General features: G+C 41.7%; 20 protein-coding genes. 13 read left to right on the top strand and 7 right to left on the bottom strand.

What is annotated here, in order from left to right:
• Window positions 1-30: 30 nt before the first annotated feature.
• A complete protein-coding gene (locus tag FEK43_RS19410) occupies window positions 31-1,020 on the bottom strand; it encodes a tyrosine-type recombinase/integrase (RefSeq protein WP_130259233.1) in 990 nt (329 codons plus the stop codon).
• A 398-nt stretch (window positions 1,021-1,418) separates the two neighbouring features.
• On the opposite strand from FEK43_RS19410, the gene FEK43_RS19405 reads away from it, so the two are divergent.
• The 4 genes from FEK43_RS19405 (at window position 1,419) to FEK43_RS19390 (ending at window position 6,070) form a co-directional block, all read left to right on the top strand.
• Complete coding sequence (locus FEK43_RS19405; RefSeq protein ID WP_130210293.1) at window positions 1,419-2,117, top strand: hypothetical protein; 699 nt, start codon at window positions 1,419-1,421, stop codon at window positions 2,115-2,117.
• Between the two features lie 320 nt (window positions 2,118-2,437).
• On the top strand, window positions 2,438-3,451 hold the full coding sequence (locus FEK43_RS19400) for a hypothetical protein (RefSeq protein WP_130259232.1): 1,014 nt from the start codon (window positions 2,438-2,440) through the stop codon (window positions 3,449-3,451).
• Window positions 3,452-4,064: 613 nt separating this feature from the next.
• Complete coding sequence (gene cspG / locus FEK43_RS19395; protein WP_130210289.1) at window positions 4,065-4,280, top strand: cold shock protein CspG; 216 nt, start codon at window positions 4,065-4,067, stop codon at window positions 4,278-4,280.
• Between the two features lie 659 nt (window positions 4,281-4,939).
• A complete protein-coding gene (locus FEK43_RS19390) occupies window positions 4,940-6,070 on the top strand; it encodes a hypothetical protein (RefSeq protein ID WP_135408930.1) in 1,131 nt (376 codons plus the stop codon).
• A 166-nt stretch (window positions 6,071-6,236) separates the two neighbouring features.
• Here the strand turns inward: FEK43_RS19390 and FEK43_RS19385 are convergent, their stop codons facing one another.
• The gene (locus FEK43_RS19385; RefSeq protein ID WP_240730457.1) at window positions 6,237-7,118 is read right to left on the bottom strand and encodes a LysR family transcriptional regulator; all 882 of its coding nucleotides are present in this window, start codon (window positions 7,116-7,118) and stop codon (window positions 6,237-6,239) included.
• Window positions 7,119-7,355: 237 nt separating this feature from the next.
• Here FEK43_RS19385 and FEK43_RS19380 point away from each other — a divergent pair, with 237 nt between their 5' ends.
• The 7 genes from FEK43_RS19380 to FEK43_RS19350 all read left to right on the top strand — a co-directional run bounded on the left by FEK43_RS19380 (window position 7,356) and on the right by FEK43_RS19350 (window position 17,660).
• Window positions 7,356-7,955 carry a cysteine hydrolase gene (locus FEK43_RS19380; protein ID WP_130210283.1) on the top strand — a complete coding sequence of 200 codons (600 nt, stop codon included), beginning with the start codon at window positions 7,356-7,358 and terminating at the stop codon, window positions 7,953-7,955.
• Complete coding sequence (gene hypE, locus FEK43_RS19375; RefSeq protein ID WP_240725571.1) at window positions 7,952-9,016, top strand: hydrogenase expression/formation protein HypE; 1,065 nt, start codon at window positions 7,952-7,954, stop codon at window positions 9,014-9,016. The genes FEK43_RS19380 and hypE overlap by 4 nt, the downstream gene beginning before the upstream one ends.
• A complete protein-coding gene (hypF, locus tag FEK43_RS19370; protein WP_130210281.1) occupies window positions 8,991-11,339 on the top strand; it encodes a carbamoyltransferase HypF in 2,349 nt (782 codons plus the stop codon). Before hypE ends, hypF begins: the two co-directional genes overlap by 26 nt.
• A gap of 58 nt (window positions 11,340-11,397) precedes the next feature.
• The gene (locus FEK43_RS19365) at window positions 11,398-12,096 is read left to right on the top strand and encodes an HAD family phosphatase (RefSeq protein ID WP_240725569.1); all 699 of its coding nucleotides are present in this window, start codon (window positions 11,398-11,400) and stop codon (window positions 12,094-12,096) included.
• A 43-nt stretch (window positions 12,097-12,139) separates the two neighbouring features.
• The gene (locus tag FEK43_RS19360) at window positions 12,140-13,000 is read left to right on the top strand and encodes an MFS transporter (RefSeq protein WP_240779374.1); all 861 of its coding nucleotides are present in this window, start codon (window positions 12,140-12,142) and stop codon (window positions 12,998-13,000) included.
• A gap of 739 nt (window positions 13,001-13,739) precedes the next feature.
• Window positions 13,740-16,445 (top strand): autotransporter outer membrane beta-barrel domain-containing protein, encoded by a 2,706-nt coding sequence (locus FEK43_RS19355; protein ID WP_130238098.1) that lies wholly within the window; start codon window positions 13,740-13,742, stop codon window positions 16,443-16,445.
• A gap of 81 nt (window positions 16,446-16,526) precedes the next feature.
• Window positions 16,527-17,660, top strand: coding sequence for a glycosyltransferase family 4 protein (locus tag FEK43_RS19350; RefSeq protein WP_130238099.1), 1,134 nt, complete (start codon window positions 16,527-16,529; stop codon window positions 17,658-17,660).
• Between the two features lie 277 nt (window positions 17,661-17,937).
• Here FEK43_RS19350 and FEK43_RS19345 read toward each other — a convergent pair whose 3' ends face one another.
• A complete protein-coding gene (locus FEK43_RS19345; protein WP_130238100.1) occupies window positions 17,938-18,240 on the bottom strand; it encodes a type II toxin-antitoxin system YoeB family toxin in 303 nt (100 codons plus the stop codon).
• A gap of 340 nt (window positions 18,241-18,580) precedes the next feature.
• Here FEK43_RS19345 and megL point away from each other — a divergent pair, with 340 nt between their 5' ends.
• Window positions 18,581-19,783: a methionine gamma-lyase gene (gene megL / locus FEK43_RS19340; protein ID WP_130238101.1), complete on the top strand. Its 1,203-nt coding sequence runs from the start codon at window positions 18,581-18,583 to the stop codon at window positions 19,781-19,783.
• A 74-nt stretch (window positions 19,784-19,857) separates the two neighbouring features.
• Window positions 19,858-21,156 (top strand): aromatic amino acid transport family protein, encoded by a 1,299-nt coding sequence (locus FEK43_RS19335; protein ID WP_130238102.1) that lies wholly within the window; start codon window positions 19,858-19,860, stop codon window positions 21,154-21,156.
• A 34-nt stretch (window positions 21,157-21,190) separates the two neighbouring features.
• Here FEK43_RS19335 and FEK43_RS19330 read toward each other — a convergent pair whose 3' ends face one another.
• The 4 genes from FEK43_RS19330 to fliD form a co-directional block, all read right to left on the bottom strand.
• Window positions 21,191-22,405, bottom strand: coding sequence for a sigma 54-interacting transcriptional regulator (locus FEK43_RS19330; protein ID WP_130238103.1), 1,215 nt, complete (start codon window positions 22,403-22,405; stop codon window positions 21,191-21,193).
• Between the two features lie 275 nt (window positions 22,406-22,680).
• Window positions 22,681-23,016 carry a flagellar protein FliT gene (locus FEK43_RS19325; RefSeq protein WP_130238104.1) on the bottom strand — a complete coding sequence of 112 codons (336 nt, stop codon included), beginning with the start codon at window positions 23,014-23,016 and terminating at the stop codon, window positions 22,681-22,683.
• Window positions 23,009-23,416 carry a flagellar export chaperone FliS gene (gene fliS, locus FEK43_RS19320; protein WP_130210263.1) on the bottom strand — a complete coding sequence of 136 codons (408 nt, stop codon included), beginning with the start codon at window positions 23,414-23,416 and terminating at the stop codon, window positions 23,009-23,011. Before fliS ends, FEK43_RS19325 begins: the two co-directional genes overlap by 8 nt.
• A 52-nt stretch (window positions 23,417-23,468) precedes the next feature.
• Window positions 23,469-24,956 carry a flagellar filament capping protein FliD gene (fliD, locus tag FEK43_RS19315; protein ID WP_130210261.1) on the bottom strand — a complete coding sequence of 496 codons (1,488 nt, stop codon included), beginning with the start codon at window positions 24,954-24,956 and terminating at the stop codon, window positions 23,469-23,471.
• Between the last annotated feature and the right edge of the window lie 269 nt (window positions 24,957-25,225).

The following is a 25,225-nucleotide window of genomic DNA, read 5'->3' as shown; positions in this document are numbered from 1 at the left end:
ACAGAATCCTAAACAGGCTCCGGGGAAGCGCTAATCAAAATTCAGTTTGTCGCGGGCGCGACGAAGCCGTTGCTCGCCACGGCGATCGTATTTTTGCGTTGTTGTGACACTGGCATGACCCATCGCATCTTTTACCGTGATTAAGTCTTCGCCGTTTTCAAGCAACGCAGTAGCAAACGTTCTTCGCAGATCGTGAGGGGCGCATTTTTCAATTCCTGCCTCTCGCTGCCTCACCTGCAATATGTGATAAACCGCCTGGTCAGTGAGTCTTGCGCAGGTCACATCATCAAAACGGCGGATGCGCGTAAACAACGGTCCCGGTGCATCTCCCCTTACCTGTTCAATCCAGGTCTGTAATCTTACCCATGTCCCTTCCGGCATATAAGCCAGCCGTTCTTTATTCCCTTTTCCTAAGACACGCAATGCGCGTTCATAAGTGACAATGTCACTTATATTAAGCCCTACGGCCTCAGAACGACGCAATCCACAGCCTAACAACACTCCCAACATCGCAGCGTCTCTGGGGCCACGACAGCTACGATCGGTTTCGCAGACCTGAAATAACTGCCGGATCTCTTCTCGGTGCAATGCCCGACCTCGTTGAAGTTTACTTCCGCGAAAATTACGTACGGCAAGAATGTGCTGGAAGCTTTCGACATCCATAAGCTTCAACATCCAGGCCTCTTTCGCTACGCCTTTAAGTGCAGACAAATAGGTATTGATTGTCGCCGTTGCCCTGCCCGTATCCCGTAGCAATTCAGCAACCGCCATGATGTGGTGTCGGCGTAAACTGCCCCAGGGGCAAGTCTCCGCATTGGCCGCCCCCAACATTCTGGCAACGATGCCCAGAAAAGATGCCATCGTTTGCCGACTGCGCGGTGAGTTAAGAGAAAGCAAGTATGCCCTTGCCGGATTAAGGAGATGCTCGCTTTCTACAGATGTTGGCCATAACTCGGGTTCTGAGGGAACGAGTTGCTGAAAATTATTCATCTCAGGATCATTGTCGGGAAGATGGGTCATACAAAGACCTCACAACAGCGAAAAACGTCAGATGCGCTACGTAAAAAATTGGCATAAGTGTGCCACACAAGTGGCATTCAGAAAATCTACTTTTTCAAAGGTACATTTTAATAAGTAGAGTCGATTATGATTCCCCATACCCGGAACATATCCCATTCCATAGACGCTGTGGCGAAACAGCCAAATCCAGATGCCATCAGGAAGAAGCATAAAGTCGCTCATACAAGATGTTATTACGATAAAAGTAATAGCAGTTTATTTTTTAGGCTGAATTAATTCTCGAAGCTGATGGTTTTATAACCAATAAATGACAGCACTTATCTGTATAAAAATAATAATATCTCTTTGCCGATTATGTTTATTAAGCCTATTTCAATTAAACAATTAAGGAATTTATTATGCCAAAAGTTACTGGTGTTCGGGTGAATTACTATGATTTCGATATGAAAAAAGATATGACTAATGGGTCTTTCCCAAAAACATTATTCCCTGGGGCAACATTTCAGATGATGGTTGATAATGATGTTGTCTATAATAATACGGTAGACTGGAGTGTTTCTACCAATGCAGGAGACAACACAGTTACTGTAAATCAGGACGGCGTAGTGTCATTTTCAAAAGATATTGATGAAAATTGCATTGGTAAAACATTTGTCATTTTTGCCACTAATAAGGTTACAGACAAATATATTTCAGCATATGTAATTAAACCTCTTCGCTTCTTTAAACCACATGTCGAAACCTGGGATGGATTCTGCAGCGCATGGAAGTGGGTTGTGGATGAAAAAGGCACTTTCCCTGCCCGCCGCGATATCAACAATGTCCCTTACGATGAACTGGAAATCGAATCATATCATGATATAAAACGTGAAGTAAATTCTGGGCTTTTTCAGGAATGGGGATTTTTATTATTTAGTGGGTGGACTAATCCTTTACATGGTGCAATTGGTAATCATGAATCAGCAATTTTTTCGGAAGAAAATAACGAAATATATATCTCGGAAGTACGCTCCCATAACTCAAGAGATCTCTGGGATGATTCAATGGATCTATATGCACAGGCTGTGGCGTTTTACGGACAATCTATTGTTTCATGATATTTTTATACGCGTAATTATCAATATTATTCCCGTGTCGTAACAATATAGTGAGAGAATTTATGAAGATGCAAGACTCATCATTCAGTGTTAATTTTGTCAGAATTATAGAAAAAAATCACCGCAAGGCATTAAGTATTATCTGGCATGGCAAAGTGCAGAATTTGACAGTGCATCACATGACAGAAATATTTATGATAAGATTGTATGTTATCAAGTCTATGATGCAATAACAGATACATGTCTTATAAATAAGATAAAAAAAAGATACACTAACCGTAGATATTACATCATACGTAAAACCTGGAAGAAAGTTCATAATGAAAATCGTCATTCAGAATACGGCGGGAGAGTATGAAGCATATCCACAAGAAAGCCCTGCACTGCCTGTTTTCGTTCAGGATGTACAATATGCACCATCACATAATCTTACTCATCCTAAATACCCTCTGTGGATTAACGAAATGTCCACTTCAGAGCAAGAAAAGTTAAAAAATGCTGATTTTTTCAAGCAATGGTTATTAACGACGACGACACTTTACCCTAACCTGAGGAAATGCTACATTCCTGATTTTTTTTCAAAGCTGAAAAACATCTCTTTATGGGACTTAAAGTGGCGAAATGATAATTTTTTCCTTTTTCATGGCGATGAGGAGGGGCGTCCAATTGCAGAAATAAAACAACAATCTCTTACTCCTCCAGTAATTGAGAGCAATATTATTATTTGTGGGAAACCCCATAGTCAATGCATTGAATATACGACGTATTCATTCGGCATGGGTACTGTTTGTGCAGTACAGGATAGTACTATTGATGTTGTCGATAAAGGTCCAAGAAATAGGTATATCTATATGATAGATGACCCCTGCGGGGTAGATGTAGATAAAACAATAGGATACACTAACGATAAGTATAATCTTGAAGTGGATTTTTTAGGTGGGGTGGATATCCGGTATATAATTGGGGTATTTACTATGAAAATTCATACTGAAAGCGTAGAATTTACTGATTTCACATATATGAATCCTGAGAAATTCCCTGAGCCCCCGGAAGGAAAATGCCATATTATTCTTTCGATTCAGGATTATGCTAATACTAACCTTATTGTTTATAGTAATGGCGTTAATATCAATGAAGGTAAGCGGTCTTATCTCACTGTGGATATCGATAAAATGTGTACTTTTGTCGTTGAATCAGAAAATACTCACAGGATTCTTATTAATGGTAAAACAATGAGCGACTCTGGCGCCAGAACTTATAATTTAAAACCAGCAGACCATCTTATTAATGGCGTGGTTGTTTTTGAATACTCGACTGCTATGAGCATTTGGTAGTAAAAATAATTAAAATGTAGAACGACACTTGCTGAACCTATTAAGTAAGCTATTAATAAATAGCCGGAACATAATATATGTCCGGCTATCATTCTGTTTTGAGTGTTTTCTGTTCAGAAAAATGTGTTACAGGGTGCTCGTGCGAGAAACGTCGAAATTTTAAACCGCCGTGGTGGCACAGAATATGTAAAATAGTCGAATGGTAACTCACCATCACGCTGCCTGGTTTCAGGCATTATATAGTGAGGAGAACTACCGGACATCATGGGGCTCACGACTCTCCTTACGCTCCAACGGCTTTCGTTGAAAGCCAGCCACCGACAGAAGGGATAACAGGCGTTCTAGCTTACCTTTGTTAATGGCGCACAACAAATAGAACACATGAATGAAAAATAAAAGTTGCATAACTATAATGAATATGCGTTAATAGCATCGTTGGTTTGCAAGACAGACCTTATGAAAGCAGTTTTAGTAAAGCAGTCTCAGTTCAGTGTTATCTTCCGATTACCCTTCTTCGTGAGTCTCCTCCTTTAGTGCCTTAGTAAGTCAAAATCTTTATACAGATCACATTCTTGCCGCGTTGTGTGGCTCACAAATTTAGAAGGTAATATTTATGTCTAACAAAATGACTGGTTTAGTAAAATGGTTTAACGCAGATAAAGGTTTTGGATTTATCACCCCTGCTGATGGCAGCAAAGACGTGTTCGTACACTTTTCTGCGATCCAGAGCAACGATTTCCGCACCTTAGATGAAGGTCAGAAAGTTGAGTTCTCGATCGAGAATGGGGCCAAAGGTCCGGCCGCCGCGAATGTTATCGCGTTGAGCTAACTATCCTGATAATCAGCATATCTGCGATAACGAAGACGGCATAAGCCCGAGTAGACAGAGTTGCAGGAATAATCAGATTAAAAAACAACCCGCCATTATGGCGGGTTGTTTTTTAATATCTATGCCGTCTAAAGTATTTAACGGGTAAATTTATCTGCGTCTGAACCTATATATCAGAAGAGATACATGACGTTATCTGAGTAAATTACCTTACCCTATTGGTTAAAATGACTGCTAATCATGCAGTTAGATAGATAAATTTAAACATAAGTCATCACCAATATCACAGGTTTATAATAAAAATCATTTCTATGATATCTGATCATTTTAAAACAACCCACTCCATATCAATATATAACTTGCAAATAACAACAACTCTTCTTTAATTGCATTAATATTCATGGTGTTAAAGTGCTCTGGAATGAAGTATTCAAGTCATTATCATTGCAGCTGCTTTTAAGATTGTCAGTTAATGAAAATCTTGATCGCAGAAAAGTGATAAAGCGTTGTGACTAAATTCTGGCAAATAACGCCGTGAATTTACTTCATGTCCAGAGAAAATGAATTAACACTTTATTCCACTACCTGAAAAAACAGGTAGTTCATCAGCAATCTGATATTGTTTTGGGTTGCAAATTTCTATTTGAAAAGAGGTTATTATGCAAAATACAGATGACACGTTTAGCTGGGATTCTAATAATCAGCAAACTTTTCGTTCTGCCGGAGAAACTACGTTGAAGGGACCTGCAGAAACATTTAATAAAATGCAAGGGTGCGGACTTGATGTTTACGGTGTAACTATGGATGGTACTCAATCAGGCCCTCTTATTCTTATTCCGGATAGTATAAAATCCAACCAGATTAACTGGGCTGTACAATCTGCGGCACCTAAAGATTCCAGTTTCAAATTTTTTGAAAAAGCTGATTTCCGTATTTCAGGCAATAGGAAATTAAAAAATAAAAGGTTAATTGACTCCTCTCTATATTACCCTGAATACAAAATTGCTTTCAGCTTGTACGACGACAGTCGTGTTACACTGGAAGAACTACAGGGTGTTTTTCTCGGAATGTCATCGTTAGAGACAGCGACATCCACAGATTTTACGGGTTTGCAGAATTCGAAATTTTCCATTTTGGCTGATAGCATTGGTTTATTTTATAAAGCAACGCTATCAGGGTATAGCACTCTTGATGTACATGCCTATGCGATTTCAGCACCTAATCGTGCTGGTATTGAACCTGAGGGATTGCGTTTTAATAATTATTCCTCACTCTTACTAAATGTTAGGTCGGATCAACATCTTGACTCAGAATTAAAACTTTCGAATAGTTTATCTTTTCATGATTCATCTTATGGTAATATTTTCACAATGTCTATCCATAATGACATCCCAGACAACAACACAGGTGATTTCGTTGCGATAGATGCTTTTGATAACTCGACAGTGGATATTCATACAGCTCAATTTTTACAAGGGTATGGGAAAGGTAAGATTATTCAATTGTCAGGTAATGCAAAGGTGACAATTAATCCATTGATTGATATCGTCCCTATTAACCCTGTGAAGGAAGTGATTAACCCAACAGGTAAGTGCTGGCCCGGCATGTTCAATTTTAAATCAGGGTCAGGAGCAGTGCTAAGATTAAACGCACATTCAATTGGAACCCAGTATGATGTTAATGCGCTATATCTTTTGAATCTTGTTTACATAGATGGAAAACCTATTGATAACAGGAATAAATTGAGTGTTGATTTTGATTCTGGTGGATTGACTATACAGTTGAGATGATTACCCGTTTCAAAAATAAATTTCTGTTTATGAAAATTTATTCTGCGGAGTAATTAACTGCATGCGACAGGATTATTAACAGTGCTGTCGCATTTTTTGTCCACTAAGTTGCCCGTTTGTATCAGGTTGAGACTTGAGTCTAATCTTTTTTATTCAATTTGTAATATTAATTAACACAATACTGATTCAATCTAATATTGTTTACTATTTGTAAAAAATTATCCCTGATAATATCATTTATTTGCGGGTTCCAGGCAATTCCTATATTCCATTTGGTATAATTACCCTCTGGCCTAATAAGTGATACGCCCTTAGGTAAAAAATAGTTGGTTCCCGCGGGTAGTAAAGCCACACCGTTCCCTGTAGCAACCAAAGCTAGTAAAGTATGGATATCGTTTGCAGCAGAAGATGGTTTACCTTTGTAATTGTTTTCTTTCAGAAATTTTTCTGTTTGTTCAACCAATCCCCGACCTCTGTCTGGGGTCATTTGCAACAGTTGATATTGGTTCAGTATTGATTGAATCTTTTGCGACTTAAGTGTAAATCCCGCTGGAATAGCCAAAACCAGACTTTCTGTAAACAGTGGGCTGAAGTTAAGTTTATCTGTTAACGGTTCTCGGGTAAATCCAGCCAGAAGCTTCCCGTCCAGTAACATACGGCATTGCACATCTGAAGGAACATCATCAAGTAATACCTCAACGTCAGGGTATTGTTCCCGAAAGAGGCTTACACATCTGGGAGCTAACTGAAACGAGGATATCCCAAATCCAAGAGTCAGCTTACCTGAACTTCCTTTTTGCAAATTTTGTGCATATTCTGAAAACTCTTCATAATGTTTCAACAATTTCTGAGCCCGGGAAAGAAGCTGTTTTCCTGGTTCTGTCAGTTTTGCTCCCTGACGGCCCCGTTGAAAAAGGGCAATCCCCGTTATTTTTTCCAAAGACTGTATTTTCTTTGTTAGTGCTGGCTGAGTGATGTACATGGCCTCAGCTGCATCATGATAGCTCCCTAATCTGGCAAGTGTTACAAAGGCACGTAGCAGCTTCATATCCATTCCCGTTGCTTATCAATTTTTGAAAAAAAGGAATTGTACATACTATACCTGTATGGTTCATATTGTTATACAAGGTTTTTATCTGAGAATAAAAATCTATTATTTTTATATTTGATGAACATCCTTTTATTTTTAATCTTCTGGCATAGCCCTGTACAGATAGTTTCAGGGTGTTTCATTTATGTCTGAATGAATTATTAACATTTAAAATTATTTAATAAGGATATAAAGATGCCAAATATTGCTGTTCTGACAAATGATTTACAATATGAATTTACTTATAAAATAACAAATGACCCGCAAGAACTTGATAAAAAGCTGAAAGCATTTAATAAATTTCTTGATGGTGTAAGAAACCAGGGGCAAGCCGTTATACATCTGCAACTTATTCATGATCCTGATGACCCAGCTGTTCAGCGTCGATATCGAAACCGCGCGGCTGGAATACCAGCAATAGCGGGCACACCAAGCAATCAAATCATTAATACCGTTTACCATCCATCAGATTTTATTGTGGTAAAAGGCAGGGATAGTGGCTTCTTTGAAACTCAATTAGATCAAAAACTCCAGGAGCTTGGAGTCAAAACAGTTATTGTCACCGGATTACAAACTCACGTATGTGTCCAGACGACAGCAGCAGACGCCTTCTTCCGTGGTTATAACGTCTGGGTTCCTGATGACTGCGTTTTTGCCCCCTCATCAGATGATACCGACAGAGCGCTTCAATGGCTTGCTGGATATTGTGCAACCGTCGCCCCGTCCACTGAAATACTGTCGTTACTGGAGAAAACTGGTGATTTACCTGAACGTGGTGAAAGGACAACAGCATGAAAATGACTGAAGCAACGCCCGATAACGAACTTGGCGAGAATTTATTTGCGCCATTGAATGAAACAATAATATTGGATCATGGTACAGGTGCAAAATTAAGCAGAGAGCTGGTTGAGCGTATCTCAGAAACATTGGAAGAAACTTATCTGGGAGAGATGGAGGATAGCGCCTTGTTGGATCTACCAACGAATAAAATTGCTTTCACTACCGACTCTTTCGTTGTAACTCCTCTTATCTTTGGCAACGGCGATATTGGTAAGATTGCCGTGTGTGGCACAGTTAATGATCTGGCGGTAAGTGGAGCCCGCCCGCTTTATCTCACGCTGAGTCTGATCATTGAAGACGGGATGCCTGTCTCAGATTTATTAAAAATTATCGCATCCGTTCGTGAAACAGCGCGTTTAGCCGGTGTGAAAATTGTTGCCGGTGATACCAAGGTTGTTGGAAAAGGCGAGGCTGACCAGCTTTTTATCAATACTGCCGGAATAGGCGTGCTGGAGCGGCCTCCTGTTTCGATAACTCATGTCAGGCCGGGTCAGAAAATAATCCTGAGTGGCTATATCGGGAATCACTCTATTCATCTTTTATCGATTCGGGAAGGTTTGGGGTTTGAACGTAATATATTAAGTGACTGTGCACCGCTGAATCATATGATTGAAAACATTTTGCTTAATACTCCTACAGGAAAAATAGCTTCCATGCGGGACGTTACTCGTGGTGGTCTTTCTGCAGTATTGCACGAATATGCCAGAGCCACTTCATGCCCTATTGTTTTTAATAAAGATGCGTTGCCTGTCCAGCCTGAGGCAGCTATGGCTGCTGATATGTTAGGTGTGGATGTCATTAATCTGGCCAATGAGGGATGTCTTTGCCTGTTTGTTGAGCCAGATGTGGCAGAGCATGTTCTGGAATTACTCCGCGTTCATCCTTTTGGTAAAAAGGCAGCGATTATTGGAGAGGTTAAATCAGGCTCGCAGCCGGAAGTCTGCATGGTCGAATCTGACGGAACGCATACTATTATTGAGGAACTTTACGGTGCAGAACTACCAAGACTCTGTTGATTCTGAAAAAAAAGACACCTGCCGGTTTCGAGTTTGCGGCATTGTCCAGGGAGTAGGATTCAGACCTTTTGTTCATCGATTAGCCAGAACGCATGGTGCAACCGGTTGGGTTCTTAATGATTCCGAAGGTGTTTTGCTTGAACTGCAGGCATCTTCACAGACCATAAATAACATAATTGATGAACTGATCTCTCAGCCACCGCCTCTGGCACGGATCACTGATATATATAAGGTCGAACTGGAAAAACCAGCGCCATATTATTCAGGCTTTGATATCAGAAAAAGCAATAATTTATCCAATATGGATACAATTGTTCCCCCTGATTCAAATGTATGTAAAGACTGTCTGAGGGAAATGAACGATCCGTCCAATCATCGTTATCGTTATGCCTTTATAAATTGTACCAATTGTGGTCCGCGTTATTCTATTATCTGTGGAATGCCTTATGATCGTGCACAAACGACCATGCAATCTTTTATAATGTGTCCACAATGTAATAAGGAATATCATGATATTGAAGATCGCCGTTATCATGCGCAACCCAATGCGTGTCCTGTTTGCGGACCACAACTGCAGTTAACTGATAAAGATGGCGTATCAATCTCAGTCAGTGACATTATACGTTTTACCATCGACAGGCTAAAAGAAGGCGCTATTGTTGCCATTAAGAGTCTTGGCGGCTTTCATCTGGTCGTTGATGCATCCAATGTCGATGCTGTGCGAGAGTTACGTCGCCGTAAACGACGTGATGCTAAACCGTTCGCTGTTATGGTTGCAGACAGTGAAAGCGCGGCCAGGTGGGCAGTTGTGACCCCTGACGATATCTCTTTACTTGAGAGCGGGCCTCGCCCTATCGTTCTTTTGCGCAAACGCTCTCAGACGTTGCCAGAAGTGGTGGCCCCCAAAAACCCCAATTTGGGTGTAATGTTGCCTTCTACGCCTGTACAACATATGTTACTTGCTGATCCTGAACTCCCGGCCGTTATAATGACCAGCGGAAATATTTCCGGACAGCCTATTGTCATTGATAATAATGATGCAATAGAACAACTAGGGAAAATTGCAGACTACTTTGTACTTAATAATCGCGATATTCGTACAAGAGTAGATGACTCCGTTGTTCGCGTTATTAAGCGAAAAAACACCCCCGATTCACAAATATCATTTTTGCGTCGCTCACGAGGTTATGCTCCCTACCCTGTTCACCTTCCTTATTCCGTTGGAAATGTTGTGGCGTTTGGTGCCGAACTGAAAACCACAATAAGTATTGGGAAAGGTAAAGAAGTGTTTATCAGTCAACATATTGGGGATTTAAAAAATGATACAACATTTAAATCTCATCTCGACTGTATAAAACATCTGCAAGGGTTACTGTCCATAAAAAAAGCCGATATTCTGGTCTGTGATTTACACCCGGCCTTTCGTTCAACTCGCAGTGCCCTCGAAAATGCAGAGATCAAAGTCATTCAGGTCCAACATCACCATGCGCATATGGCCGCATGTATGGCGGAAAATGGTCTTTCAGGTAAAACCATTGGCGTGATTTTCGATGGTACAGGGTATGGTTCTGACGGAACAATATGGGGCGGAGAATTTTTATTTGGTAACGTCGAAAGTGTAGAGCGTGTTGCTCATTTACGCCCAATGTTATTAGCAGGAGGAGATAAAGCGGTTAAAGAACCTATTAGAATGGCAATATCATTGCTGGTTGAAACATATGGTGAAAATGTTGAGAGTTATATCAACTTACCAGCTATTCTTGATTTATCTGAAAATCGCCGTGAAGTATTCACCAGGATGGTAACAAGGAAAATTAACACAACGATTACTACCAGTATGGGGCGTCTTTTCGATGGTGTTTCAGCACTTATTGGAATTTGTTCAGAGATTGAGTATGAAGCACAGGCCGCCATTGAAATGGAAGCGCTTCTAAAAAAAGATTTTCATATGATTGAACCATTTACCTATATAATCGATGAAATTCACAATGGTGATATAAGTGTTGATTATCGTCCGTTAGTGAAAGAATTAGTTCAGTCCATACTAGTCAATAACATCAACCAGGAAGATCTTAGCCGACGTTTTCACTCAACCATTGTGCATATTATAGCAACAATGTGCTCTCTCCTCTCTGAACGTTATGGAACTGACCAGATTGTATTGAGCGGAGGCGTTTTTTGTAATGAATTCTTGCTGGTTAACACTCTTGATGAACTTGAATCAAGAGGTTTTAAACCATATTGCCATAAGCTGGTACCTGGTAATGATGGATGCATATCGCTGGGACAGGTCGTCGTAGCAGCGAACGGTATGAAGATATAGATATAGATATAGATATAGATATAGATATAGATATTTATTATCATTGAAGGAGAATAGAGTGAATAAAAACGGAGAAAAATTTTCAGCTGTTTTATTTGATATGGACGGAGTCCTGATTGATTCCCGGATGGTTATTGAAAATGGATGGCGTGAAGCGGCTCTGATGTATGAACGTCATCTCACCGACGAAGATATACAGAAGCATATTCACGGACATCCTGGCCCCTATACTATCCGGACATTATTTGGCGATCTCCCGGAATCCGACCAGCAAAAAGTTCAGGCACATATTATTCATGTAGAGAATACGACGGACTGTGAACTTATACCTGGCGTTGCCAGCCTCATTGCTTCTTTGGGAGAGGCCGACATTCCTGTTGGTATTGTAACCAGCGGCTGGAGGCAAAAAATTAACAGAGTCATAGAGTTACTTCATGCAGAGCCTTACATATCCGTTATTGTAGAACGTGATGATGTTACCCGTGGCAAACCTCACCCTGATCCCTATCTTCTTGCTACACAACGTCTGGGTATTCCAGCAAGTCAGGCAGTTGTCTTCGAGGATGCTAAAAGCGGCGTTGCATCAGCAGTTGCTGCGGGTTGTTATTGCGTTGGTGTAGGCGATGAGGAGCTCATGCCATTAGGCGCAAAAGTCATTATTCCTGATTTTAAAAATGTACAATTAATCAGAAACAGTGAAGATAGCTATATGCTTAAATTATGTGCTGATCACTCTGTTTTATTAAATAGTAAGTAATTCATTACAGTGATAAACAGCTAACACAGCAGGAGTAATGTTCATGGAACGGCTACAAAAATCCCGATGGGCCGTTACTGTACTATTTTTTGTCAACGGATTTATACAAGGAGGATGGGCTGTGCAGATAGCACAGCTTGCTCCTCGTTTTGGCGCCGATGATATAACCATTGGTCTACTTATTTTGACATTCGGTTTGGGGGCTTTATTTATGATGCCTCTGTCCGGTATGTTAATCTCAAGGTTTGGCTCACAAAAAGTTGTTCGATTATTTGCCGTGTTAGCATCTGTTTCGTTAATATCCGTAGGCATTGTAAAAAATATTTCTTCATTAGTATTCTTTTTATTTCTCTTAGGCGCGATGATTGGTTCGATGAATGTGGCCATGAATGCAAATGCCGTTATCCTTGAAAGAAAATTAGCTTACGCAATACTGTCAATGTGCCACTATTCATGGAGCGTTGGTTTATTTGTATCGGGTTTTACAGGTGGTTATGCAGTTAAAAACTATGGATACCTTGGTCATATTTTTATAATTTCTGGGATCGCTTTTCTTCTGGTTTTGACAGCACTTCATTTTATCACTAATGATCATCCACAAGAGAATCAGAAAAATAAATCATCATCGAGTTTACCCCGCCAGGCTAAAATCTATATTATAGGAATAATGGCTCTTCTTGGAATGATACCAGAGTGTGCGGTTGTCGACTGGTCATCACGTTATCTAATGAAAAACCTTAATGCTAATATAGAAATAGCCAGCCTTGCTTTTGCTTTTTTTGCATGCACCATGTCAATGGTTCGATTCGTTGGTGATGTGATACGTGATAGTTATGGACCCGTGAAAACTCTTCGTGTATCCAGTATCCTGGCAGCAGCCGGTATGCTAACAGCAGCCCTGTAACCGTCGCCGTGGCAGGCAATTCTGGCTTTTTCTCTGGCTGGCGGTGGTATTGCCAATATTGTTCCTGTCATCTTTTCATCCGCAGGCCATCAGTCTGGAATTGCTGTAGGTACTGGAATAAGTATTGTTACAAGCATCGGTTATTTAGGTACATTAATGGCGCCAGCACCAATAGGCTTTTTTGCACAACAATTCGGTTTTCCAATGATATATATAGCAATGGCTTTTATACTTGTTATGAATGCTGTGCTTGCACCATTATTACGTAATAATAATAACAAATATTAAAAACTTTCGTTGATGATAAAGGGTTAGACTTCTCGAGGCCTTTCTGGCCATTGTTCAGGATACAGATCTTCTTCTTTAACTTTTTGAATAATCGAAAGAGACGAGTGATTTGTCCGCATTAATCACGGAAATTTCCTGGCATTGTTTATAAAAATCCTTATTTTATATCGCTAACAATTTTATTAATCGATCATTCCGTTTGTTAAACCATTTTCACTTTAACCAGTTGAAATCTGTATAATAACTATCGTTTTCTGGTCCCGAATGCGTGTTTATTTGAGTATGAAAATGTTGTTTTTTATCAATGAATGATATTTTAACCAAAAGTTCAATATTTCTTATTTACAAAATTAATGGGACGTATAGACTCTTAACCTAAACCAAATGCGTGCGCGTGGTATTGCTCTCGTCGGTTTTATTAAATGGATAAATTTCATCAGGATGAGCTATTATGGATAATAGATACAATTGTTGTTATTCAGAAGAGAGCGTTGAAAAACCTAAAATAGCGCTACAGAATGTATACTATCACGCAGGTCAAAATCCCTTTAACAAAACCCTGGTTGCAGGTGCTATCTTTCTTGCTTTTAATACCGCGCATGCCACAGATTCTTGTGATTATGTCAGTACCAGACCTGAAACTAGCTGTGTCTATGCTGATAACAAAATAAATATCCATATTCATACTGACATAAATAATCGTACTAGTACCCCAGCCTATCAATACGAAACTGATTATATGACTACGGATAAATCAGTTATCCATTTAGAGGCTGGCACAACAATTCATTCGGATGCAACGGGTATTGAGGCATTAGGACGTAGCAACACCGAAATTGAAGTGAGCACCTCTGGCAATATCTATACAGGAAACATCTCCGATGTTGATGTGCAGGAACCTCAGGCCCCCATCTCCGGGCCTTCCGGCGGTATAATCTTTGATATAACCAACGTTCGTGGAACCCAACACGCCAGTGTTTATCTGGCGGGTGCATCCGGCGGTCTATTAGCGTTGGGGGCCGTGACGCAATATTCCGATAGTCAAATTGTTAACCAGAGTGCCAGTAAAGATACAGCCGCAATATATTCTCAGGCGCTGGAATCTCGGATGACAACCTCAGGCGTTATTCGCTCTCAAGTTGGAGATGCGATTCGTTTACAGGATACCGGCCCTGAATATTCCTATAGTAGCGGCGGCTACATTATTCTCGATCCTCAGAGTGTGTTTGATGTTCACTTACAGGAAGGTAGTGTAGTTGATGGCGGCTCTGAAGGTGCGGGGATTAAAACCATCGGCGGAGCAACTTCCAGTATCACGATTGATGAAGGTGCAACGTTGGGGGCATTGTCTGATGTCGCGATTAGCACAACTGGCTATGATTATTATGATCTCAACTACACTAATAATCCGTCGGGTATTAATACATACCAATACACTGGGGCGGCTACCAGCATCACCAATGCCGGAACGATGACTGGTGTTATTCAATTAACCAGCGGTCAGGATAAGATCGTGAATGACACAACGGGCGTCTGGAATATTCGTCAGTGGTCAGATTCCGATCGGGATGGTGTCCGGGATGCGGTTGCTTCTGTGGCAACCAGTGATTTTGGTGGCGGAACGACTGAGTTAAATAACCTCGGTCAAATTATACTGACCGCGAATGCCGATGGCAGCGCAAACAGCGCGCTGTTGCAGAATTTGCCCACCTTCAAAAACCAGGGCCGTTTAATTCTCGCTAATAACGTCGTAGGTGATCGTTTTACTATCGACGGTGATTATGTGGGTAATAATGGCACTGTTGAGCTGGATACTTACCTTGGGGATGACAGTTCTCCTACAGACAGAGTCATCATTAATGGCTCAACCTCCGGACAAAGTTATCTGCTGATTAATAATTCTGGCGGAACCGGAGCTAAAACCAGTGAAGGGATCAAAGTTATTGAAGTTAACGGTGATTCCTCCGGTGAGTTTATTCAGCAAGGTCGTGTCGTTGGCGGTGCATTTGAATACTATTTGCATAAAAATAGCGTCAATAATCAGGATGGTGACTGGTATCTGCGTTCACAGCTTCCCATTGTCACGCCTGAAGATCCGGTTATACCGAACCCGGAACCTGATCCTGACCCCGAGCCTACGCCAACTCCAGAACCGAAGCCTGAACCTGAAAATATCAATCGACCCGAACCGGGGAGCTATATGTTTAACCATATGGCCGCCAATAGCCTGTTCCTGATGCGCCTTCACGATCGTATGGGGGAAACCCAATATACTGATGCCCTGACCGGTGAGCAAAAGGTGACCAGTTTGTGGCTGCGCCAAGTTGGCGGTCATAACCGTTCTCGTGATAGCAGTGGCCAGTTAAAAAATCAGGGGAATCGTTACGTTTCTCAACTAGGTGGCGATATTGCACAATGGAGTAGCAATGGTTTCGACCGTTGGCATTTGGGCGTAATGGCCGGATTCGCCAGGCAAAACAGCAATACGGAGTCAAAATATTCAGGATATAAATCCACAGGTTCTGTGGCGGGGTACAGTGCGGGATTGTATGGCACATGGTATGCCAATGAGCATGATAAAACAGGCAGTTATGTTGATGCCTGGGCTTTATATAACTGGTTTGATAATGAAGTAAAAGGTGACCAGTTGGCGACGGAAAGCTATAAATCCCGGGGTGTTACGGCATCAATTGAAGCTGGCTATACCTTCAAACTGGGGGAACGAATCTCTGACGGTGTGAAATATTATTTGCAACCTAAGGGACAACTGACCTGGATGAACGTTCGCGCCAATGACCATACTGAACATTCAAGTAGTGGTGGTTCACGTGTTTCCTTTGATGGTGATGGCAATATTCAAAGTCGTCTTGGTATTCGTACTTATGCCAACGGTCATAGTGCTATTGATAACGGTAAAGACCGTAAATTCCAGCCATTTATCGAAGCCAACTGGATCCACAATACTCATAATTTTGGTGCAACCATGAATGGCTATAAGAATAGTATTGATGGAACCAAAAATATTGGCGAAGTAAAAGTGGGACTTGAAGGCCAGTTATCTCGTCGCCTGGATCTTTGGGGTAACGTCACGCAGCAAATGGGTGACAGTGGCTATAGCGATACTCTGGTTATATTAGGAATTAAATATCGTTTCTAGTGGAGAGCCATTGTTAAATGGAAGCCTGTCATTTTTTATTTACTGGCAGGCTATCCGTTGCATTTGATAATAGGATTTGGTATGCAACCACGAGTTTTAATTGTTACAACTGAAGCCCCGGACGTGCTGTTTAGCGGTCTTGGTTTTTTTAATGAACACTTTTGGGCGGAATTAAAACGGCGTAATTATCCTTTTAAAGTGTTGTATCTGAATAATCAAAAGACAGCACATTCTCAGTTGGCTGATTATGAGATTGCAGTAGAACCGGCCTTACCCCTCGATTCATCGCTGGAGTCGCTCAGTCTTAACGTGGCCTGGAGTACAGCGCAAAAAATTCAGCCGCTCCTCAATGAGTTCAAACCTGACATTATTTCAGTGCATGAAAACTCACCGCTATTGCCGTTCTTTTTTGAGCTAAAGCGCGTTCAGTTCACGCTGCATTCCAGCTATATCGGTATGCAACACTATCTGACCCGGACACAAAAAGGAATGCAGCATTATTGGGAGCAGAGGATCGCTGTAAGACAAAGTGGCGCGGTGGTTCTTCATAGCGATTGGGCCCATCGCTCTGTTATTCAGCATGTCTCGGCGGATATCGTCCCTCCTCACCTGTTTCCAATCGGTGTGAATTTCGCAGATTATCCGGCGGATAAAGTTCCCCATCCTGAAGGCAAAGTAGTGATTAGCTTTTTTGGTCGCTTTACCGATATTGTGAAGAATTTCCTGATTTTCCGTGATGCCATCAATACACTTCCACCAACCTATCGACAGCGCATAGAAGCCCGGGTTTATGGGCCTGAAAAAATCCCCGATTATATGGAAAAAGAAGGTTTTAAAGGGTTAACCTTTGTGCAGGGGGAAGAGAAAAAACAGGCGCTGGCGGAAACTGATATCGTGGTTTTCCCAAGTATGCAGGAAAGCTACGGTATTGTTGGTCTAGAAGCATTGTTGTCGAACTGCGCATTAATAGCCACGCCAGGGTTAGGTATGGATAGTTATATGCAGCCGGAATATGCTTGCGAACCGACTATCGCCGCGATCCAAAAGCGGATTATTACTTACCTTTCTGATGTCGAGCAATTACGTAAAGACCAGAAGGCGCAGATATTCCGTAATAGTGTTAATCGACCTGAGTTTACGTTAGGCAAGATGACTGAGTCATATATTGCCGTTTGGCAGGAATTGCATAAGAAACTAAAGAAAGAACGGCAGTGAGTTATTTTTATTCAAAATTTCCACAAACGCTGTTGTTCTTGCAGCATAAATACTTGCCCTCAAAATTGATTGTGGGTCCCAGGTGGTCAATGACAGGCAGTCACGGTTAATTATCTTTTACTATGCCAGGTACTCAACGATATTCCTAAAAGGAGTATGTCGTTCCAAAACTGGCTGTTGATGATGATCCGTTTTATTATTGAGTTCGGTGACCACCTGAACGGTCACCTTTAACATGACGGCAGTTATACAGCTAAACCATAACACCGGTCTTTACTTACTGACGAACGTAATGGCCGCCTACGGAAAGAACTTTAATATTATTACCTCGCTTGACGAATATAACCCTATGCTCTTGAGTTATCCGAAATGAATAAGTATCAGTAAAACCGTGAAGTTTTTCACAATTTGCATCCGAAACAGATTTCGCCGCTGTTTTTGGATCGTGCCCATAGTCCCTGACAAGATGACGCCATTCATAATATTTTCTCATAGCGGCTTGCGGTACTTCGATATGTTTGTTTTGGCGATATCTGGTTCTTTGTTCACTATCATCAAAATTGTAAACATAAACTCTCATCTCCTTGAAAGCGGCCCATGGTGAGCAGCGCTGCTCATTACAACATTTAGCCTAACTAACTTTTCGGCGGTTAGAGCAACAATTGTTTTGATTGAACGATAAGGTATTACATAGTGACATTTTAGCATCTGGAGTTTAAAGAGTGCGGCGATTTCGAAAAATAATTGTATGTTGTAACTATTACTTCCGTTAATAGTGGCAACTTTATTGCCAGACTGGAAATATTCCGAACATAAACGACGGTGTAACAAACGCTAATAAATTGAATACACACGATTATTTATCTGGCATAGCAATTGCTATGTCATTAGCGAGTCGTTTATAAAATTAAGGAAAGAGTATGTCTAATAACCGCAATTATCGATTCGATACCAAAATTATTCACGCAGGACAACACCCGGACCCCTCTACGGGATCGCTCAGCACGCCAATTTTCCAGACATCAACATTTGTCTTTGATAATGCTGAACAAGGCGCTGCACGTTTTGCACTTGAAGAACCAGGTTATATTTATACTCGCCTGGGTAACCCCACCACAGATGCCCTTGAGCAAAAAATGGCCGTCCTTGAAGACGGTGAAGCTGCACTGGCGACCGCTTCTGGAATTTCTGCGATTACGACAGCCCTGCTGACTCTGTGCCAGCAAGGCGATCATATTGTCTCTGCCAATGCAATTTATGGCTGTACACACGCTTTTCTTTCCCACAGCATGCCGAAATTTGGCATCACCACAAGCTTTGTCGACGCGACAAATATTGCTGAACTAAAAGCAGCAATACGACCAGAAACGAAGGTTATTTATATCGAAACTCCGGCCAATCCGACGCTGACACTGGTCGATATTGAAATGGTCGTGGGTATCGCACATCAGCACGGCGCGATATTGATTGTCGATAACACCTTTATGTCGCCTTATGGCCAACAACCGTTACGTCTGGGGGCAGATATTGTTGTACATAGCGTCACTAAATACATTAACGGTCACGGCGATGTCATTGGCGGCGTTATTGTTGGTAAAAAAGATTTTATCGATCAGGCGCGTTACGTTGGACTTAAGGATATTACGGGCGGATGTATGAGTCCGTTTAACGCCTGGCTAACCTTACGTGGCGTTAAAACGCTCGGCGTCAGGATGGAACGTCACTCCAGTAACGCCATGAAAATTGCGCAGTTCCTTGAAAGCCATCCGGCAATTACCCATGTCTATTATCCTGGATTACTGGCTCATCCTCAGTACGATTTATATAAGCGACAAATGACTTTACCCGGCGGTGTCATCAGTTTCGAAATAGCCGGAGGCTTTGAATCTGGCAGACGGATGATTAACGCGGTCAATTTATGTTTGCTGGCGGTAAGCCTTGGGGATACCGAAACACTGATCCAACATCCGGCATCGATGACCCACTCTCCTGTGCCGCCAGAAGAACGATTAAAAGCAGGAATTACTGATGGAATGATTCGGCTTTCTGTAGGTCTGGAAGATCCTGACGATATTATTGAGGACCTTCAGCAGGCAATCGCCACAGCCATCGCCGGAAATTAATTTTTCAAAAGCATATAAAATATCAACACCTGCCCTCTGCTTTATTGGCAGAGGGATTGGGATGGAGGCACATTATGCAAATCAGCACGCAACAAGCGGATAATTATGTAAATATTTCTCACACACTCACCAATAAACTACCCTTTACACGCTATGACTTTGGCTGGGTTTTATTATGCATTGGCATGGCCATTGGCGCAGGTACAGTTTTAATGCCAGTGCAGATCGGCTTAAAAGGGATATGGGTTTTCATTACAGCATTTATTATTGCCTACCCTGCAACGTATATTGTGCAGGACATGTATCTTAAAACACTTTCCAAAAGTGAAACCTGCAACGATTATACTGATATTATAAGCCACTACCTGGGGAAAAACTGGGGCATTTTTTTAGGCGTTATATACTTTTTGATGATTGTCCATGGAATATTCATCTACTCTCTTTCCGTCATTTTTGACAGCGCTTCGTATATCAGACACTTTGGTTTAACCGATAGCGACTTGTCACAATCCATTATCTATAAAATCATTGTCTTTTCTGTTTTGGTTGCCATTGCCTCTCGTGGAGAAAAAATATTATTTAAAATTTCCGGGCCAATGGTAATCATCAAAGTAGGGATTATTGTTATCCTGGGTTTTATCATGATCCCACACTGGAATTTTAATAATATCAGTGCATTTCCCCCAATGAGTGATTTTTTTCGTGACGTTCTGCTGACCATCCCGTTTTGTTTTTTCTCAGCCGTCTTTATTCAGGTGTTGAATCCGATGAATATTGCCTATCGAAAAAGAGAAAGAGACCGGGTTATGGCCACCAGAATGGCTATCCGCACCCATCGAATCAGTTACATTGCGCTGATAACCATCATATTGTTTTTTTCATTCTCATTCACTTTTTCCATCAGCCATGAAGAAGCGATTTCCGCATTTGAGCAGAATATTTCCGCCCTGGCGCTGGCAACGCAAGTGATACCAGGAGAAATTATTCATCTTGCTTCGACAATATTAAATATTTTTGCAGTTCTGACGGCTTTTTTTGGTATTTATCTTGGTTTTCATGAAGCATTGAAAGGAATTGTACTCAATATTTTAAGTCGGGTAATTAATGTTGAGAAAGTCAGCCCGCAGATGCTCACAACAGGAATAGGGATTTTTATTGTTGCGACACTGGTTGTCTGGGTTTCGTTTCGTGTATCCGTTCTGGTGTTTTTCCAGCTTGGTAGTCCTCTATACGGTATCGTCTCTTGTCTGATCCCTGTTTTCTTAATTTACAGTGTCCAAGCGCTAGAAAACCTACGCGGAGTCAGAAGCTGGCTTATTTTTATCTACGGTATTCTACTCTGCCTCTCACCGCTGCTGAAACTCATCGAGTAGTATTTGGGCCGCCCCCATATGTTAGATGGGGGCGTTAATAAACCACATCTTGTTGGTAACTGCGTATTTTATTCAAAACGGTCGTGTGCGAAACACCCAGTACTTTAGCAATGCTGCGTGCAGAATTATTATCATCTAACATTTTTTCGATAATTTTTCGTTCAGTCAAGCGAACTTGTTCTTTTAAAGGCTCCATATTCCCACAGTGGCTTTGCTGGTTCTCCCGGCATGGAGAATTCATCCATTTCAGTTCGTCCATTGTTACTATTCCACTGTCCGACATATGCATCAAGCGGATAATAATATTCTCCAGTTCCCTGATGTTGCCCGGCCATGTGTAATGCTGCAAAAATTCCAGACTATGTTTATCAAAAACCAATGCCCGCTTAAACTCACAACCATGCTTTTGCAGAAAATGATCAATCAATAACGTAATATCTTGTGGATGCTGGCGAAGCGGCGGGATTGTTAACGAAAGAATATTGATTCGGTAGTAGAGATCGGCACGTAACTGACGATTCAACATCATCTCTTCCAGGTTCGCATTAGTGGCTACGATAACCCGAGTATCAAAAGAAACAACCTGAGAACTGCCTATACGCCGGATACCACTATCCTGCAAAACGCGCAGTAGTTTTGCCTGCATACTTAGTGGCATTTCGCCAAACTCATCAAGAAACAGCGTTCCTTTATCCGCCATTTCAAACAATCCTTTCTTCCCTTTGCCATCGGCCCCGGTGAACGCGCCTTTCTCGTAACCAAAGAACTCGCTTTCCATCAGTTCTTCAGGGATTGTCGAACAGTTTACCGGAATAAAAGCGTGTAAACGTCGTGGCCCACAATTATGAATAGCACGCGCCAGCAACTCTTTCCCTGTTCCCGTTTCACCGCGAATCAATACGGTAAAACGACTTTCCGAAAACTTTATCGCTTTTTCTATAAGCGATTGCATTTGCGGGCTTTCACCAATCACATCAGTAAAATATTCGCTCGGTTTTACTGATCTATGAGAGGTGATTCCACTATCGGTACTAAAATGCTCAATATTAATAATGTCTGGATGATGACTTAACCGTGTCACTACACTATTGATATCCCCTGTATGACGACACATTGATTTTATAAGAATGCGTCCGGCTGTCACTTTCATTGAAATAATATTAAATTTATAAAATGAAAATTCTTTTAAAACGTCTTCTATCATTGAAATACGGTCAATGGTTTTTATATTCCAGCGTATCGTAAACACATAAGCTCCATTGCATTTTTTGAACACATCGACAGGCATTTTACTGCAAGGAGGAGGATGTTCTGCCAAAGGCATCACAGAGTTGAGGAAAATCTCAATGAAGAACAACGTTAAGGGAATATGTGTCGCGTAGCATCGGAAACTGGAAATAGAAAATATGATAGATAAACTATTGAGAATAGATGATATTGTTAATGCCCATGACTCCGATGGACATTAACCAACGCTGGTACAGCTCATTTGCTGCCCAGGGAATGCAGTATAACCAATGCTAATTAGCGTTTTACCGCGTCAAAAGACGTATACATCTGACTAACTTTTGAACCTTGATGCAAAGATGACATATTTTGCTTGAGCGTTTCGAGCCTGATATTGACTTTACGGATCAACTCCTCTGTACCGTTCATAAGCTCACGAACCAGACTTTTGATGCGTTCACGCTCAATTTCTGACAGCGTTAATCCACTGGTGCCCGTCATTAAGTCTTCCGCTTTCGCCAGAAATATATCCAGCAGCGCTAAAAAGGCATCCCATTTTTCTTCACGCACCATCGTTAACATCGACTGGTTCATGTCGAACAAATTATCATAATGTGAAATCAAATTAACCACGTCTCCCCCGGGTTTGCTGTGGGTCAATTTCTTCCCAGGTTTCTGCAAGCCGCATTAATAGTTGATCGACATGCTTCAGTAATTCAGGGTCGTTCGTTCGGTTAGCCTGAAACAATGTCCGTGACATATACTCATAAAGTTGTTCGAGTTCGCCTGCAATATGCAGACCTTTCTCATGATCAAGCGATGCCCGCAAACCATTATCAATAATATTGATTGCTTTAGAGATCATCTCCCCGCGGCGAGGAATATTACCCTGTTCAAAATAGATAATTGCTTTCTGGATTGCGCTATGAATTCCATCAAACAGCATAGAAATAAGCTGATGTGGGGTTGCTCCTGCCAGTTTGCTCTGTAGCGAAACTTGTTTGTAGGCTTCTGCGCCCTGTGAAGTGTACATATCAGACTCCTGCGGGGCTGGCGGAGTCACGCTCCGTCAGCCTTTACTCTTATTAAATCGTTGATAAAAGAGAGGTTAATTGCGAGTTCATGCTGTTCATTTTTGACATCGCGGTATCCAGATTCTGGAACTGGATGCGATAACGCTCAACCTGAGCATCGATCAGTTTCTGGGTCTTATCAATTTGCTGCTGAACCACCTTGCTTTGTGAATCAAGGCCGTCAGTGGTGGTCTTGATAAGCCCGGTTTTATCATCGCTACCAGTACCAATATAGCTACTGATGATATTCCCCAACGTAGTCGCCATGCCTTCATTACTGCCATGACCCATAAACATATTGGCGATCTGATCCGGATCATCGGCAATCGCGTTGTCCAGCTTGTTCTCATCCAGTGTCATCTGACCGGTTGCGGCATCAATTTTGATGCCCAGATCGGCTAATGAACCATAATCAGCGCCAGAATCACCATAAACGCCGTTTACCGTAGAGCGAATTTGACTGACCATTCCGCGCAGCGTGGAATCGCCCATCAGCGCCCCGCTCTTGGAACTGGGCGTTGCGACATCATCATCACTCAGACCGGAGGTATCATTCTTGACGTACTTACTGAATACAGTTGTTGCTGACAGCAGTGCATTGTATTGCTTAACAAAATCCTGAAGGTGAGTTTTAATAGCAGACGTATCAGCCGTTAATGTCAACTGCTCAGATTGTAATTTGGTCGGATCATTTTTATCTGCTTCAGAAACGGCATTCAGGTTCAGCGTCACACCGTCAATGATGTCAGTAATGTTGTTACTGGAACGAGTAAAATCAGTACCATCAACAGACAATTTGGCATCTTTAGCATCCGAAACCGAAATCATCTTGTCAGCTGCACCGGGATCGCCCGCAACACCATTTGGATGCTGACCGCCTGCTGACGTGTCCAAGATGTCCGCAAGATTCTGATCGCCGTCGACCTTAACGCTCATTTCACCGTCGCTGCCGGTTGTTTTAGAACTCAGAACCAGTTGATAACCTTTGCCTGTAGACTGAACGCTGGCACTAACATCACCATTTTGCTTGTTGATAGCCTTGGCGATGCTGTTTAACGACGTTTCATCGTCTTTAAGTTCAACTTCGGTGGTTTTTCCGTCTTTTTGCGTGATGGTGATCTTTCTGGTGCCGCTGCCAGTTGTACTCCCCAGGGTGGTGTCAGCACTGGTCTGGAGTTCCGTTTTCAGTTTATGGGCAGATGCCAGTTGTTCCACAGTAATTTCATGAGTATCCGCCAGCGCACCCGTGCTCGCCGTCGCAGTAAAGGCTTTGTTGCTACTCACTTTCAGGGTATTGAATGCATCACCACCTAATGATTTCACCGATTTTTGCAGCGTAGACAATAGGCTGGAGATAGATCCCCAGGCTGAAATCTTCAATTTATAGCTATTCTGAAGACTGGTATAGGGCGTCAGGCGCTGCTGTTCGCTGGCTTTAAGTTGCTCCAGCATTGATGCGGTATCGATCCCTGAACCGATTCCCAGTGATGATATACCCATGTTGTTTCTCCTGAGGGGTTGTGATTTTTAAGAATCTCTTCCCTATATCGGCATAAAAACAGACTGGATAAATATTTAACTTTTTTTCAACAATCCGAAGAATGAAATTATTCGCTTTCTTTAATTTGTCCTCTTACATTTCCGCCCTATTTTTACTTTTTTTATCTCATTCGCTTTAGCCACTTTATTTCCACGCCGATATCTGTGGTATGCGGAGTTACAACGCATATTCAGTTTAAATTCTATTCCGGGCGGATCGCACCGCCAGG

The sequence above is a fragment of the Escherichia sp. E2562 genome, assembly GCF_005781075.1.
In the GTDB taxonomy this organism is placed as follows: domain Bacteria; phylum Pseudomonadota; class Gammaproteobacteria; order Enterobacterales; family Enterobacteriaceae; genus Escherichia.
Note: the sequence above shows the minus strand (reverse complement) of the source record. Positions and strands in the feature narration are given on the sequence as shown.

Bases quoted from the DNA above. Each gene is read 5' to 3' on its own strand.
- FEK43_RS19345 (WP_130238100.1), bottom strand. From the start codon at position 18,240: ATGAGAGTTTATGTTTACAATTTTGATGATAGTGAACAAAGAACCAGA.
- cspG (WP_130210289.1), top strand. From the start codon at position 4,065: ATGTCTAACAAAATGACTGGTTTAGTAAAATGGTTTAACGCAGATAAA.
- FEK43_RS19380 (WP_130210283.1), top strand. From the start codon at position 7,356: ATGCCAAATATTGCTGTTCTGACAAATGATTTACAATATGAATTTACT.
- FEK43_RS19405 (WP_130210293.1), top strand. From the start codon at position 1,419: ATGCCAAAAGTTACTGGTGTTCGGGTGAATTACTATGATTTCGATATG.
- megL (WP_130238101.1), top strand. From the start codon at position 18,581: ATGTCTAATAACCGCAATTATCGATTCGATACCAAAATTATTCACGCA.
- hypE (WP_240725571.1), top strand. From the start codon at position 7,952: ATGAAAATGACTGAAGCAACGCCCGATAACGAACTTGGCGAGAATTTA.
- FEK43_RS19360 (WP_240779374.1), top strand. From the start codon at position 12,140: ATGGAACGGCTACAAAAATCCCGATGGGCCGTTACTGTACTATTTTTT.
- fliD (WP_130210261.1), bottom strand. From the start codon at position 24,956: ATGGGTATATCATCACTGGGAATCGGTTCAGGGATCGATACCGCATCA.
- FEK43_RS19350 (WP_130238099.1), top strand. From the start codon at position 16,527: ATGCAACCACGAGTTTTAATTGTTACAACTGAAGCCCCGGACGTGCTG.
- FEK43_RS19390 (WP_135408930.1), top strand. From the start codon at position 4,940: ATGCAAAATACAGATGACACGTTTAGCTGGGATTCTAATAATCAGCAA.
- FEK43_RS19400 (WP_130259232.1), top strand. From the start codon at position 2,438: ATGAAAATCGTCATTCAGAATACGGCGGGAGAGTATGAAGCATATCCA.
- FEK43_RS19355 (WP_130238098.1), top strand. From the start codon at position 13,740: ATGGATAATAGATACAATTGTTGTTATTCAGAAGAGAGCGTTGAAAAA.
- fliS (WP_130210263.1), bottom strand. From the start codon at position 23,416: ATGTACACTTCACAGGGCGCAGAAGCCTACAAACAAGTTTCGCTACAG.
- FEK43_RS19410 (WP_130259233.1), bottom strand. From the start codon at position 1,020: ATGACCCATCTTCCCGACAATGATCCTGAGATGAATAATTTTCAGCAA.
- FEK43_RS19335 (WP_130238102.1), top strand. From the start codon at position 19,858: ATGCAAATCAGCACGCAACAAGCGGATAATTATGTAAATATTTCTCAC.
- FEK43_RS19385 (WP_240730457.1), bottom strand. From the start codon at position 7,118: ATGAAGCTGCTACGTGCCTTTGTAACACTTGCCAGATTAGGGAGCTAT.